Origin of the sequence: Geobacillus thermocatenulatus (assembly GCF_002217655.1) — a bacterium.
Taxonomy (GTDB): domain Bacteria; phylum Bacillota; class Bacilli; order Bacillales; family Anoxybacillaceae; genus Geobacillus; species Geobacillus thermocatenulatus.
This window is the reverse complement of sequence record NZ_NEWK01000002.1, coordinates 870,539-884,357: the sequence shown is the minus strand read 5'-3', so window position 1 is coordinate 884,357 and position 13,819 is coordinate 870,539. Positions and strand designations below refer to the sequence as shown.

General features: G+C 55.5%; 12 protein-coding genes. All 12 read left to right on the top strand.

Annotated elements, in window-relative coordinates:
* The first annotated feature begins 105 nt into the window (after positions 1-105).
* The 12 genes from B9L19_RS13300 to B9L19_RS13245 all read left to right on the top strand — a co-directional run bounded on the left by B9L19_RS13300 (position 106) and on the right by B9L19_RS13245 (position 13,755).
* Positions 106-2,961, top strand: coding sequence for a 2-oxoglutarate dehydrogenase E1 component (locus tag B9L19_RS13300; RefSeq protein WP_025949659.1), 2,856 nt, complete (start codon positions 106-108; stop codon positions 2,959-2,961).
* Positions 2,962-2,989: 28 nt separating this feature from the next.
* On the top strand, positions 2,990-4,252 hold the full coding sequence (gene odhB / locus B9L19_RS13295) for a 2-oxoglutarate dehydrogenase complex dihydrolipoyllysine-residue succinyltransferase (RefSeq protein WP_047753410.1): 1,263 nt from the start codon (positions 2,990-2,992) through the stop codon (positions 4,250-4,252).
* 115 nt (positions 4,253-4,367) lie between these two features.
* Positions 4,368-4,586 (top strand): hypothetical protein, encoded by a 219-nt coding sequence (locus B9L19_RS13290; RefSeq protein ID WP_025949661.1) that lies wholly within the window; start codon positions 4,368-4,370, stop codon positions 4,584-4,586.
* 101 nt (positions 4,587-4,687) lie between these two features.
* Positions 4,688-5,473, top strand: a complete 786-nt coding sequence (locus tag B9L19_RS13285) for an SDR family oxidoreductase (RefSeq protein ID WP_047753406.1) — start codon at positions 4,688-4,690, stop codon at positions 5,471-5,473.
* Between the two features lie 26 nt (positions 5,474-5,499).
* The gene (locus tag B9L19_RS13280) at positions 5,500-6,366 is read left to right on the top strand and encodes an NAD(P)-dependent oxidoreductase (protein ID WP_025949663.1); all 867 of its coding nucleotides are present in this window, start codon (positions 5,500-5,502) and stop codon (positions 6,364-6,366) included.
* Positions 6,367-6,501: 135 nt separating this feature from the next.
* The gene (locus B9L19_RS13275) at positions 6,502-7,713 is read left to right on the top strand and encodes an acyl-CoA dehydrogenase (RefSeq protein ID WP_025949664.1); all 1,212 of its coding nucleotides are present in this window, start codon (positions 6,502-6,504) and stop codon (positions 7,711-7,713) included.
* Between the two features lie 20 nt (positions 7,714-7,733).
* Positions 7,734-8,516, top strand: coding sequence for an SDR family oxidoreductase (locus B9L19_RS13270; RefSeq protein ID WP_025949665.1), 783 nt, complete (start codon positions 7,734-7,736; stop codon positions 8,514-8,516).
* A 21-nt stretch (positions 8,517-8,537) separates the two neighbouring features.
* Positions 8,538-10,157: a long-chain-fatty-acid--CoA ligase gene (locus tag B9L19_RS13265; RefSeq protein WP_025949666.1), complete on the top strand. Its 1,620-nt coding sequence runs from the start codon at positions 8,538-8,540 to the stop codon at positions 10,155-10,157.
* A gap of 93 nt (positions 10,158-10,250) precedes the next feature.
* On the top strand, positions 10,251-10,835 hold the full coding sequence (locus B9L19_RS13260; RefSeq protein ID WP_025949667.1) for a TetR/AcrR family transcriptional regulator: 585 nt from the start codon (positions 10,251-10,253) through the stop codon (positions 10,833-10,835).
* A gap of 98 nt (positions 10,836-10,933) precedes the next feature.
* Positions 10,934-11,992, top strand: coding sequence for a phosphotransferase family protein (locus B9L19_RS13255; protein ID WP_025949668.1), 1,059 nt, complete (start codon positions 10,934-10,936; stop codon positions 11,990-11,992).
* Between the two features lie 9 nt (positions 11,993-12,001).
* A complete protein-coding gene (locus B9L19_RS13250; RefSeq protein WP_025949669.1) occupies positions 12,002-12,784 on the top strand; it encodes a 2-phosphosulfolactate phosphatase in 783 nt (260 codons plus the stop codon).
* Positions 12,781-13,755: a quinone oxidoreductase family protein gene (locus B9L19_RS13245; protein ID WP_025949670.1), complete on the top strand. Its 975-nt coding sequence runs from the start codon at positions 12,781-12,783 to the stop codon at positions 13,753-13,755. The genes B9L19_RS13250 and B9L19_RS13245 overlap by 4 nt, the downstream gene beginning before the upstream one ends.
* Positions 13,756-13,819: the final 64 nt, after the last annotated feature.

Here is a 13,819-nt window from a genome sequence, read left to right as displayed (position 1 = left end):
GTTATTTTGCTGTACGTTTGGGGATGCTGGCAGCGAAATGAGGACTTTCATGCATAGCTGTTGCCAGCCCGAACGATGCGAAAACAAGGTGGAGGTTTTTTCACGATGGCAAAGCAGACAAACTACGCTCAACCGTGGAGCCAGTTTTACGGGCCGAACCTCGGTTATGTCATCGACATGTATGAACAGTACCTCGATGACCCTAACAGCATCGACCCGGAACTGAAGCAACTGTTTGAACAGTGGGGGGCGCCGGTTTTGGAAGAACCGGTTTCTTCTGCGGATGACGAGGCGGCCAAAACGCATCAAACGTTCCGGCTGCCGGAGACGCCGACGATTTTCAGCAAGCTTGTCGCTGCCGTCAAGCTGGCGGACAGCATTCGCCATTACGGCCATCTGGCTGCTGATACGAATCCGCTTGTCAAAAAGGAGAAAAAGCTGCGCCGCTTGGAGCTTGACGAATACGATTTAACGGAAGAGGATTTAAAGCGCATTCCGGTCGCGTTTCTTTGTCCCCACGCTCCGGCGCATGTCAAAAACGGCTGGGACGCCATCTTGCATTTGCGCAAAATTTACACGGACAAAATCGCGTTCGAATTCTCGCAAGTACATAATCTCGAAGAGAGGAACTGGCTCATTCAGCAAATCGAGTCCGGAGCGTATTACCCGAGCTTGGCGAACAAAGAGCGGGTCGCTTTGTTGCGCCGCCTGACGGAAGTGGAAGGGTTTGAAAAGTTCATCCACCGGACGTATGTCGGGCAAAAACGGTTTTCGATCGAAGGGCTTGATTCCATGGTGCCGCTTTTGGATGAACTTGTCAGACAGGCGATCGAGCATGAAATCGACGCCGTCAACATCGGCATGGCGCACCGCGGCCGGTTGAACGTGCTGGCTCACGTGCTCGGCAAGCCGTACGAAATGATTTTCGCCGAGTTTCAGCATGCGGAAAGCAAAAATTTCATTCCGTCTGAAGGGGCAGTGGCGATTACGTACGGGTGGACGGGCGATGTCAAATACCACTTAGGGGCGGCGCGCCGCCTTCGCAATAAAAGCGCGCATACGATGCGGATTACGCTCGCGAACAACCCAAGCCATCTCGAAGTGGTCAATCCGGTTGTGCTTGGCTACACGCGCGCTGCGCAAGAAGATCGGACAAAACCAGGAGTGCCGGTGCAAAATACGGATGCGTCGTTTGCCATCTTGATTCACGGCGATGCCGCGTTCCCGGGACAAGGGATCGTCGCGGAAACGCTCAACTTAAGCCAGCTGCGCGGCTATACGACCGGCGGGACGATCCATATCATCGCCAATAACATGATCGGCTTTACGACGGAGAGTTACGATTCACGCTCGACGACGTATGCTTCCGATATGGCGAAAGGGTTTGAGGTGCCGATTGTGCACGTCAATGCCGACGACCCGGAGGCTTGTTTGGCGGCCGCATGCTTGGCGTTTGCCTACCGCCAGCGGTTTAAAAAAGACTTTGTCATTGACCTAATCGGTTACCGCCGTTTCGGTCATAATGAAATGGATGAGCCGATGGCGACGAACCCGACGATGTACGCGATCATCCACCAACATCCGACCGTACGCCAGCTGTATGCGCAAAAATTGATGGAAAAAGGGATCATCACCGAGCGGGAAGTCGACGAAATGGAGCAAGAGGTGGCGGAACGGCTGAAAATCGCCTACGAGCGGGTGCCGAAAAACGAAGACGAGCTTGATTTCATCATGGATCCGCCCAAACCGGTCGTCGATCGGCTGCCGGAAGTGAAAACGGGCGTGGCGAAAGACGTGCTCCATCGTGTGAACGAAGAATTGCTGGAGTTTCCGGACGGATTCAACGTCTTTAACAAGCTTGAGCGCATTTTAAAACGGCGAAGCGGCGTGTTTGCGCAAAACGGCAAAGTCGATTGGGCGCATGCGGAAATTTTGGCGTTCGCCACCATTTTGCAAGACGGGGTGCCGATCCGTCTGACTGGTCAAGATTCGCAGCGCGGCACGTTCGCACAGCGCCATTTAGTGCTGCATGACGTCAAAACCGGCAAAGAGTATGTGCCGCTTCACCATATCAGCGGCGCGAAAGCTTCGTTTGTTGTGTACAACAGCCCGCTGACGGAAGCGGCCGTGCTCGGCTATGAATACGGCTACAACGTGTACGCCCCGGAGACGCTCGTGCTGTGGGAAGCGCAGTTTGGCGATTTTGCCAACATGGCGCAAGTGATGTTTGATCAATTCATTTCATCCGGCCGGGCGAAATGGGGGCAAAAATCCGGGCTTGTCATGCTCTTGCCACACGGCTACGAAGGGCAAGGCCCTGAACATTCAAGCGGCCGCGTCGAGCGCTTTTTGCAGTTGGCGGCGGAAAACAACTGGACGGTTGCCAATTTATCGACGGCCGCGCAATATTTCCATATTTTGCGGCGGCAGGCGGCGCTGTTGACAAGAGAAGAAGTGCGTCCGCTCATCATTATGACGCCAAAAAGCTTGCTCCGTCATCCGCTGGCGGCGTCGGATGCGGAAGCGTTCGTTGACGGTGCGTTCTCGCCGGTGCTCGAACAGCCGGGATTGGGCGCTGACGCTGGCCAAGTGGAACGCATCGTGTTTGGCACCGGAAAATTGATGATCGATTTGGCGGAACAAATCGGCAAAATGGAAGGTCTTGACTGGCTGCATATTGTGCGCATTGAAGAGCTGTATCCGTTCCCGGAAGAAGCGGTGAGAGACATCATCGCCCGCTATCCGAATGTCAAAGAGCTCGTATGGGTGCAGGAAGAACCGAAAAACATGGGGGCGTGGACGTATATGGAGCCGCGCCTGCGGGCTGTCGCTTCGGAAGGCGTCGACGTCAGCTACATCGGGCGGCGCCGGCGGGCGAGCCCGGCGGAGGGCGATCCGGTCGTTCACCGGAAAGAGCAAGAGCGCATTATTCGCTGTGCATTGACGAAACATGAGCGATGATTACGGAACGTTTGAGGAGGGCATCAACGTGGCTGAAATCAAAGTCCCAGAATTAGCAGAGTCCATCACGGAAGGCACAATCGCCCAATGGCTGAAAAAGCCGGGCGACTACGTGGAAAAAGGAGAATCGATTTGCGAGCTTGAAACGGATAAAGTGAACGTGGAAATTATGGCGGAAGAGTCGGGCGTTTTGCAGCAGCTGCTTGCCAATGAAGGCGATACGGTTGCGGTCGGTCAAGCGATCGCCATCATCGGAGAAGGAGCGGCATCGGCTCCAGCTGCTTCAGAAGCGGCCTCGGAGCCGGTTGATGAAACGGAAACGGTCATGCCAGCTGATCGCGCCGAGCAGCAAACACCGCAGCCGGTAGCGGTTGCCCAGGCGCCGAGCCAACGGCCAATCGCCTCTCCGGCCGCCCGGAAAATGGCGCGTGAAAAAGGGATCGACTTGACGCAAGTGCCAACGGCTGATCCGCTCGGGCGCGTGCGCAAACAAGACGTCGCTTCGTTTGCCGCCCAACCGGCCGCCGCCCCGCAGCCGGCTCCGCAAACCGCGCCGACCCCGGCTGCCGTTCCAGCCGCTGAGGCCGGCAAGCCGGTCATCCGCGAAAAAATGTCGCGCCGTCGGCAAACGATCGCCAAACGGCTGCTGGAAGTGACGCAAACGACCGCGATGTTGACGACGTTCAACGAAATTGACATGTCGGCGGTCATCGATCTGCGCAAGCGGAAAAAAGATAAATTTTTCGAAGAGCATGACGTCCGCCTTGGCTTTATGTCCTTTTTCGTCAAAGCGGCCGTCGCTGCGCTGAAAAAATATCCGTACGTCAACGCGGAAATTCAAGGCGATGAAATTTTGCTGAAAAAATATTACGATATCGGCGTTGCTGTATCGACGGACGAAGGGCTTGTCGTTCCGGTTGTGCGCGACTGCGACCGGAAAAACTTCGCTGAAATTGAGCGCGACATTGCCGAATTGGCCGCAAAAGCGCGCAGCAATAAGTTGTCGCTTGCCGATTTGCAAGGCGGCACGTTTACGATCACCAACGGCGGCGTGTTCGGTTCATTGTTGTCGACCCCGCTTCTCAACGGCCCGCAAGTTGGCATTTTAGGGATGCATTCGATCAAACTGCGCCCGGTCGCCATCGATGAAGAGCGGATCGAAAACCGGCCGATGATGTACGTTGCCTTGTCGTACGACCACCGCATCATCGACGGCAAAGAGGCCGTAGGATTCTTAAAAACGGTGAAAGACTTAATCGAAAATCCGGAAGATTTGCTGCTTGAAAGCTGAAAAGGAAAAGAGGAGCCTGCGATGTGCGGGCTCTTTCTTTTTCCCCGCCTTTCCTTGATCGGTGAATGATTTTCCATGTCTTACGGAACACTACCGGAAAAAAGGGGGGAATTTGATGCCAGAGCGTGGACGAAACGATCACCCGCACATGTTTTACCGCGACGGCGCCCGCGAAAGCGTCATCAACGATCCGACTGTCGACGGCGCCGAGGCGATTGGGGTGCGGACTGATGCTGATCCGATGAAGGCTGCCAATCCGAATCCGTTTCACGTTGATTGTCTTGACGTCGAGGAAGGGATGAAACGGTTTCAGTCGCTTTTCGAAGAGAGGTGATCCGTCCAGCGGATCACTTTTTTCGCTGATCGAAAGAAGGAAAATGACGAATGAGCGCGAATATGGTTACGTAACACCATTCTTTTGTTGGAGGGATGACGATGGAACTTGGATTGGCGGGAAAAACAGCGCTTGTCGCCGCCTCGAGCCAAGGGCTTGGCAAGGCGATCGCCCGGGCACTTGTGCTTGAAGGAACAAACGTGATGATCACGAGCCGAAACGAAGAAAAGTTGCACGAAGTGGCGGAAGAATTGAACAGTTTACATAAGGGACGCGTCGCTTATACACGCACAGATGTCACCAACGCCGACGACATTCGCCAGCTTGTCGCCAAAACGGTCGAAACGTTTGGGACGATCGATTTGCTCGTCAACAACGCCGGCGGCCCTCCGGCGGGAACGTTTGAAACGGTGAGCGACGAAGACTGGCAATATGCGTTTGAGCTCAATTTGTTGAGCTATATTCGCCTCATTCGCGAAGCGCTCCCTTACTTAAAGAAAAAGGGGGGGAAAATTGTCAACATCGCCTCATCATCGATTAAAGAGCCGATTTCGGGACTTATTTTATCCAACACGTTCCGCACTGGCATCGTTGGGCTGACGAAAACGCTTGCTGTTGAGCTGGCTCCGGATGGCATTTTAATCAATACGGTAGCTCCTGGTCGGATCGCGACGGAGCGCGTCGCCTTTTTGGACAAAGTGAATGCCGAGAAACTCGGCATTACGAAAGAAGAAATGGAAGCGCGCATGAAAAGCGCCATTCCGCTCGGCCGCTACGGAACCCCGGAAGAGTTTGCCAATGTCGTCGTCTTCTTGCTGTCCGAAGCGAATTCGTACGTTACTGGTCAAGCGCTCATTGTCGATGGCGGCATGGTGAAGGCGATTTAAGGCAAACCGACAGGAGGGGAGACCGGATGAAAACGATCGGATTCATCGGCCTTGGCGTCATGGGGAAAAGCATGGCGCGCCACTTGCTGAAGGCGGGCTATCCGCTTCTCGTCTATACGCGCACAAGAGAAAAGGCGGAAGGTTTGCTTCAAGAAGGAGCGGTTTGGAAGGAAATGGTCGCTGATTTGGCGCGGGAGTCGGATGTCGTCATCACGATGGTCGGCTATCCTCACGATGTCGAGCAAGTGTATTTTGGCGAAGGCGGCATTTTGGAGAACGCGCGGCCGGGAACATATGTCATCGATATGACGACGTCAACACCGACGCTTGCGAAGTCCATTTATGAAGCGGCCAAGCAAAAAGGGATTCACGCGTTGGACGCCCCGGTGTCCGGCGGCGACATCGGCGCGCGCGAAGGAACGTTGACGATTATGGTCGGCGGCGACGAAGACGTGTTTTTAGCGTGCAAACCGATCCTTGAGCGGATGGGTGCCAACATCATTCTGCAAGGGAGAGCCGGCGCCGGCCAGCATACGAAAATGTGCAACCAAATCGCCATCGCGACGAACATGATTGGGGTGTGCGAGGCCATGGCGTATGCGAAGCGGGCTGGTCTTGACCCGCTCCGCGTGCTTGAGAGCATCGCCAAAGGGGCGGCCGGCAGCTGGTCGCTGAGCAACTTGGCGCCGCGCATGTTGTCAGGCGATTTTGCTCCTGGGTTTTACGTCAAGCATTTCATTAAAGATATGAAAATTGCGCTGGAGGAAGCCGAGCGGATGAACTTGCCGCTGCCAGGGCTGGCGCTCGCCAAACAACTGTACGAAGAGTTGGCGCAAGCTGGCGAGGAAAACAGCGGCACACAAGCACTATACAAACGATACATTGAACATTAATCAGGGGGCGGCTTCGTCCTCTCTTTTTTTGAACGCGAGGCGTATTTATCAAAAAATATTGAATATTTCTTTTGGTCGAGGTATAGTAGAAATAAAGAGCACATACTAACCGGTTGGTATATAGGAGGCGATGAGATGGACTTTTCTTATTCACCAAAAGTCCAAGAGTTGATCAAAAAATTAAGCGCTTTCATGGAGGAGTACATTTATCCGAACGAGAGGGTGTATGAGGAGCAGCTGAATGCCCAAGAGTCAAGATGGTCAGGCGTACCCCCAATTATCGAGGAGCTGAAGGAAAAAGCGAAAAAAGAAGGGCTTTGGAATTTGTTTTTGCCGGACAGCGAATACGGAGCCGGCTTAACGAACGTCGAATACGCTCCGCTTTGCGAAATTATGGGCCGCTCTCTCATCGCTCCGGAAGTGTTCAATTGCAATGCGCCCGATACCGGCAACATGGAGGTGCTCGTCCGCTATGGAACAGAAGAGCAAAAGCAGAAATGGCTCATCCCGCTCTTGAACGGCGAAATTCGCTCGTGCTTTTCGATGACGGAGCCGGACGTCGCGTCAAGCGATGCGACGAACATTCGCGCCTCCATCGTCCGCGACGGCGACGAATACGTCATCAACGGACGAAAATGGTGGTCGTCCGGGGCTGGCGACCCGCGTTGCAAAGTCGCCATCGTGATGGGAAAAACGAACCCAGATGCCCCGAAGCATGAGCAGCAATCGATGATCATCGTTCCGCTCGATACGCCGGGGGTGAAAATCGAACGGATGCTGCCGGTGTTCGGCTTTGACCATGCGCCGCACGGGCATGCGGAGATTACGTATGACAACGTGCGGGTGCCGAAAGAGAACATCATTTGGGGCGAAGGGAAAGGGTTTGCCATCGCTCAAGGGCGGCTCGGCCCGGGGCGGATCCATCATTGCATGCGCTTGATTGGAGCGGCGGAGCGGGCGCTTGAGCTCATGTGCCGGCGCGTGCAGTCACGGGTGGCGTTCGGCAAGCGGCTTGCGGACCATGGCGTCATTCGCGATTGGATCGCCCAGTCGCGCATTGAGATTGAACAGGCGCGTCTGTTGACAATGAAGGCAGCGTACATGATGGATACGGTCGGCAACAAAGCGGCGCGCAAAGAAATTGCCATGATTAAAGTTGTTGCCCCGAATGTCGCCTTAAAAGTGATCGACCGCGCCATACAGGCGTTTGGCGCCGCCGGGGTGAGCAACGATTTTCCGCTTGCCGCCATGTGGGCGAACTCGCGCACGCTCCGGTTGGCCGACGGGCCGGATGAGGTGCATAAAGAGCAAGTAGCCAAGCTTGAGTTGCGGCCATATGAACAATAAAGGGAGAGGAAGTGGCGTTTATGCATGTGTTGGACTTGTTTAAAATCGAAGGAAAAACCGCCATCGTCACCGGCGGCGGGCGCGGGCTCGGCGAGCAAATCGCCGTCGGCCTCGCCGAAGCGGGGGCGAACGTTGTCGTCTGCTCGCGCAAAGTGGAGGCGTGCGAGCAAGTGAAAGAAAAACTGGAGCAGCTCGGCGTCCGTTCATTGGCGCTAAAGTGTGATGTGACGAATCCGGAAGATGTCCAACATGTCGTCGAAACGACGGTGAAGGAGTTTGGTGGCATCGATATTTTGGTGAACAACAGCGGAGCGACGTGGGGAGCGCCGGTCGAAGAGATGCCGCTTGAGGCATGGCAAAAGGTGATGAACGTCAATGTGACCGGCACGTTTCTCATGAGTCAGGCGGTCGGCAAAGTGATGATTAAAAAACAAACAGGCGGCGCCATTGTCAATATCGCTTCGGTCGCCGGCCTTGGCGGCACGCACCCGGACATTTTAAATACAATCGGCTACAACACGAGCAAAGGGGCGGTCATTACGTTTACGAGGGACCTAGCGGCAAAATGGGGGAAGCACGGCATTCGCGTCAATGCGGTGGCGCCGGGCTTTTTCCCGACGAAAATGTCAAGAGTTGTCCTCGAGCAAGTGGGGCAAAAAGTGCTCGAGCATACGCCGCTTGGCCGCTTTGGCGGCGAGGATGACTTAAAAGGCGCCGTCCTGTTTCTCGCCTCGCCGGCGTCTGCGTTTGTCACCGGTGCGCTGTTAGTCGTTGACGGCGGCAGCCACGCGACCGGCATTTAATTAAAAAAGGAGGAAGCGCAAATGAGCGAAAAACGGGCGTTGTCTCTTTATCCGGAGCATGTGTCGTTTCATATCGACATTCCGAATAAAACCGTATGCGATGTGCTCCATGAACGGGCGGGGGAATTCGGCTCCCAGCCGGCGTTGACATTTTACGATAAGATGATCACCTATGCCGAGCTCGCGGCCGCGGTCAACCGCTTTGCCTCAAGCCTGCAGGCGCGCGGCGTACAAAAAGGGGACCGCGTCGCGATTATGCTGCCGAACTGCCCACAGTATGTCATCGCTTACTACGGCATTTTGCAGGCGGGCGCCATCGTCACCCAAGTGAACCCGATGCTTGTTGAGCGCGAACTTGCCTATTTGCTCAAAGATTCCGGCGCCAAGATGATTGTCATTTATGAACCGCTTTATCCGCGCCTCGCCGCCGTCAGAGGGGAAACAGCCGTCGAGCAGGCGGTCACCGTCAGCCTTGGCGCGCCGCCGTCCGTTGCGCTCGCGGAAGGAGATGTCACATTTGACGAATTTCTTGCCGCAGGAAGCGGAGCGGTGCGCCCGGTGCCGATCGAGCCGGCGCACGACATCGCTGTATTGCAATATACGGGCGGGACGACGGGGCGCTCCAAAGGGGCGATGCTCACCCACCGCAACATTTTCGCCAACGTCTTGCAATGCGCCGAATTTTTCAAAGGGACATTTGAGTTCGGGAAAGAGCGATATTTAACCGTCATCCCGTTGTTCCACGTGTTCGCGATGACGTCGGGAATGAACTTGGCCATTTACCAAGGAGCGGAAAACATTTTGCTGCCGCGCTTTGAGCTGAAAGAAGTGCTGGAGACGATTCGCGACAAGCAACCGACCGTGTTTCCGGGAGTGCCGACGATGTACGTCGCGATTACCAATACGCCGGGCGTCGAACAGTACGGCATCAGCAGCATCAAAACGTGCAACAGCGGCAGCGCGCCGATGCCGCTTGAATTGATGCGCGACTTCGAAGCGAAAACGGGAGCGGTCGTCCTTGAGGGATACGGCTTGTCGGAAGCATCGCCCGTGACGCATTGCAATCCGCCGTTTGCGGCGCGCAAGCCGGGCACGGTCGGCATCGGCATGCCGCTCACCGAATACAAAGTCGTCGATGTGGCGACCGGCACGCAGGAATTGCCGCCGGGTGAAGTCGGCGAGCTCATCATCCGCGGCCCGCAAGTGATGAAAGGATATTGGAACATGCCCGAGGAAACGGCGGCGGCGCTGCGCGACGGTTGGCTGTACACTGGCGATTTGGCCTCGATCGACGAGGAAGGGTATGTGACGATCGTCGACCGGAAAAAAGATCTGATCATCGCCGGCGGCTATAACATTTATCCGCGTGAAATTGAAGAAGTGCTGTACGAACATCCAGCGGTGAGAGAGGCGGCGGCGGTTGGCGTGCCGGATCCGTACCGCGGCGAAACGGTGAAGGCGATCATCGTCTTAAAAGATGGGATGCAGGCAAACGAAGAAGAGATTCTTGCCCATTGTCGGAAAAACTTAGCGGCGTACAAAGTGCCGCGCATCGTTGAGTTTCGCGCCGAACTGCCAAAGACGAACGTCGGGAAAATTTTGCGCCGCGCCTTGCGTGAAGAAGCATCCCGCACGCAATAACAGGGCGGTTTTCGGCCAAGTCGGAAGCGGGCTTGGCCATTTTATGGTACAATAGCTGGCAGCGACTACAATTTAGGCAAGAGGTGTAAAAACGTGAAAGAGAAAATTATGGCTGCCAGCATTGAGCTGTTTGAACAAAACGGCTTCAGCGAAACATCGATCCAAGACATCGTTGACACCCTTGGAGTGACAAAAGGGACGTTTTATTACTATTTTACAAGCAAAGAAGAACTGTTGATGGATATTCATCTTCGCTACATTGAAAGGCTGCTGGACGAAGAGGAGCGGATTATAAGCGATGCACAGCGCTCGGTGCGGGAACGACTGTATGACATCGTCTTCATGCTCATCCATAATGTCGAACGGCAGGGACGGGAAGCGCGTATTTTTTTTCGTGAAATGAAGCATTTGAATGAAGAGCATTTACAGAAAATAAAAGAAAAGCGCGATTTGTTCCGCTATCGGCTGCAGTCGTTGATTGAGGAAGGAATGAAAAGCGGTGAACTGCGCTGCGATTTGTCGCCATCGATCGCCACGCTTACCGTTCTTGGGGCAGCCAATTGGAGCTACCAATGGTTTCGTCCGGAGGGCGAGCTGACCGATTCCGAGGTGGCTAAGCAGATGGTGGCGATCCTGCTTGATGGCATGAGCGCGCCGTCTGTCTCGAAAGCCGAGTGAAAAGAGAGACAAACAAGTTTGATCCGAGGTGTGTCGATGGATGCTGTTCGTGCGGCGGCAATGGCGCGCTTGAATTGTTGACCAAGGGGGAGAGGGAGATGACAGCGATTATTCCAGTGCGCAAGGGGGAAGAACTGCCGGCAGGGAAGCTGGCCAAGTTTTTGCGCACGGTGCTGCCGGACATGCCGGATGGGGAGCTCGAGATCCAGCAATTTTCCGCCGGCCGGTCGAATTTGACGTATTTGCTCCGCTGTGGGGAGTGGGAGGCAGTGCTGCGCCGGCCGCCGTTTGGCCCGGTGCCGCCGAAAGCGCACGATATGAAGCGGGAGAGCACGTGGCTTTCTGAAATCCATCCGCTGTTCCCGTTGGCGCCGAAACCATTCTATTTTTGTGAAGACGAATCGGTGATCGGCAGTCCGTTTTTCGTCATGGAGCGGCGGCAAGGCGTCGTGATTGACAGCGATTTTCCCGATGGCGTCATCCCGACAGAAGACGTTTGCCGTGGCATCTCCGAGACGATGGTCGAGACGCTTGTCCGTATCCATCAAATTGATTATACGAACACACGCCTCGTTCAGATGGTAAAGCCGGATGGGTTTATGGAACGGCAAGTGCACGGATGGATCCAGCGCTATGAGCGGGCCAAGACGGATCATATTCCGGAAGCCGAGGCGCTGATGAAGTGGCTTGCCTCCCACATCCCACCGCAGCGTGAAGCAACGGTCATCCATTACGACTTCAAGCTGAACAACGCTTTGTTTGCCAAAGACGACATCACCAAAATGGTTGGGCTGTTTGATTGGGAGATGTCGACGGTCGGGGATCCGCTTGCCGATTTGGCGGTGGCCATGAGTTATTGGATTGAGGAAGACGATCCTCCACTCATTAAAAGTGGGTTTGGCCGCGCGCCGGTCACCGTCCGTCCCGGTTTTTATACGCGCGAACAGTTTATTGAGGCATATGCGAAAAAAAGCGGTCGTGATGTTTCCAATATGCACGTGTATTTGACGTTTGCCTACTTTAAATTAGCGGTCATTTGCCAGCAAATTTATTACCGCTATCGCCGCGGACAGACGAACGATGAGCGGTTTCGCCATTTTGGCCAGTTTGTCGAAGCGCTCATTGAGCATGCATGGCAGCTGGCGACAGGACGGTGAGGCGGCGTGATGACAAAAGTGCATGTCGTGCTGCGCAAAGAAGACATTGATGAGATGGCGCTTGCTGATCGAAAGGTGGCTGTCGTGTTCGATGTTTTGCTTGCCACCTCGTCGATTACGGCAACGCTCTCTGCCGGCGCTCGTTCGGTGATCCCGGTGCGCGATGCCGAGGAGGCCAAGGAGATCGCGCTTCGCTTGCCAGAGGGCAGCTATGAGCTCGTCGGCGAATACGAAGGGCGGACGATCGCCGGTTTTCATCCGCCGGCGCCGTTGTTTTTGCAAACCGTTTGTTCAGGGAAAACAGTCGTGCTATCGACGACCAATGGCACGGTGGCGATTCGCAGAGCTCAGCCAGCCCGTGCGGTGTACGCGGCGAGCTTGCTGAACAGCCCGGCGGTCAGCGAGCATATTTGCCAATGGCACCGAGAGGAAACGATTATCGCGATCTGCTCTGGCTCGTCCGGCCGCTTTTGCCTGGAAGATTTTTATGGCGCCGGTTACTTTATGCACTGCTTGATCGAGCAAGGGATCAACGCGGCGGAGCTGTCCGACAGCGCGATGGCCGCATGGCTCTTTTACCGGCAATATTCGGATGAAGGGAAGGCGAAAGAAGTGCTGTCTGCCTCGCGCGTCGGCCGTTGGATGACGGCGTACGGCTTGGAAAAAGAAATCGACTACATCAACCGGCACGGGTCGCTTTCTGCTGTTCCAAAACTTGAGCTGGGGCCGTTCGGCCCGGAACTGCGCGATATGGCGTCGACAAACGTAATGAAAGAGGGGATATCGCCATGAAATTTGTCCAATTCGTGGAATACGGTGGACCGGATGTCTTGCGTGTTTGCGAAGGCGAACGTCCGAAACCCACGGGGCGGCAAGTCGTGATTGAAGCGGAAGCGATTGGCGTCAACTATGCGGATACAGCTCGGCGGGAAGGGCGCTACGTTGTGCCGACGCCGCTTCCGTTCACACCTGGGACGGAAGTGGCCGGCGTTGTCCGCGAAGTTGGTTCGGAGGTGCAAACGGTCCGCCCAGGGCAGCGCGTCGTCGCGTTGATCGAATCCGGCGGCTACGCTGAGTTTGTCGCTGTCGATGAACGGGCGGTCGTGCCGCTTCCGGATGGCATGGATGCCCGGCAGGCGGCGGCCTTGCCGGTGCAAGGGCTAAGCGCCTACCATATTCTCAAAACGATGGGCCGCTTGGAAGAAGGGGAGACGGTGCTCGTTCATGCCGCAGCCGGCGGCGTTGGGACGATTGCCGTCCAATTGGCGAAACGGTTTGGCGCCAAAACGGTCATCGCCACGGCAAGCACGGAGGAAAAACGGGCGCTCGCCAAACAGCTTGGTGCTGATGTCACCATTGATTATACAAAAGACAGCTGGGCGGCGGCCGTGATGGAGGCGACCGGTGGGCGCGGCGTCGATGTCGCTTTGGAAATGGCGGGCGGCGATGTCTTTCATCAGACGCTCGATTGCCTCGCTCCGTTCGGCCGCTTGGTTGTCTACGGTGCGGCGAGCGGGGAAATGACGCGTCTCAATCCAGTCCGGCTGATGGCGAAAAACTGGTCGGTGATCGGCTTTTTCTTGCCGCAAATCATGAAAAAGCGGACGTTGTACGAACAAAGCCTGCGGGAATTGCTCGCGTGGGTGCAGGAAGGAAGCCTGAAGCTGATGATCGGCGGCGTCTACCCGCTTGAGCAGGCTTCTGAAGTGCATCGGCTGCTGCAGGGGCGGAAAACGCATGGCAAGCTATTGCTTGTGCCATAAGTAAAGAAGAGGGTGTCCCAAAAGGATTGGGACACCCTTTTCTTGCATATTCCCCTAAAGCCAA

Excerpts from the sequence above, each read along its gene's own strand:
- B9L19_RS13300 (WP_025949659.1), top strand. The coding sequence starts at position 106 with ATGGCAAAGCAGACAAACTACGCTCAACCGTGGAGCCAGTTTTACGGG.
- B9L19_RS13290 (WP_025949661.1), top strand. The coding sequence starts at position 4,368 with ATGCCAGAGCGTGGACGAAACGATCACCCGCACATGTTTTACCGCGAC.
- B9L19_RS13285 (WP_047753406.1), top strand. The coding sequence starts at position 4,688 with ATGGAACTTGGATTGGCGGGAAAAACAGCGCTTGTCGCCGCCTCGAGC.
- B9L19_RS13280 (WP_025949663.1), top strand. The coding sequence starts at position 5,500 with ATGAAAACGATCGGATTCATCGGCCTTGGCGTCATGGGGAAAAGCATG.
- B9L19_RS13275 (WP_025949664.1), top strand. The coding sequence starts at position 6,502 with ATGGACTTTTCTTATTCACCAAAAGTCCAAGAGTTGATCAAAAAATTA.
- B9L19_RS13270 (WP_025949665.1), top strand. The coding sequence starts at position 7,734 with ATGCATGTGTTGGACTTGTTTAAAATCGAAGGAAAAACCGCCATCGTC.
- B9L19_RS13265 (WP_025949666.1), top strand. The coding sequence starts at position 8,538 with ATGAGCGAAAAACGGGCGTTGTCTCTTTATCCGGAGCATGTGTCGTTT.
- B9L19_RS13255 (WP_025949668.1), top strand. The coding sequence starts at position 10,934 with ATGACAGCGATTATTCCAGTGCGCAAGGGGGAAGAACTGCCGGCAGGG.
- B9L19_RS13250 (WP_025949669.1), top strand. The coding sequence starts at position 12,002 with ATGACAAAAGTGCATGTCGTGCTGCGCAAAGAAGACATTGATGAGATG.
- B9L19_RS13245 (WP_025949670.1), top strand. The coding sequence starts at position 12,781 with ATGAAATTTGTCCAATTCGTGGAATACGGTGGACCGGATGTCTTGCGT.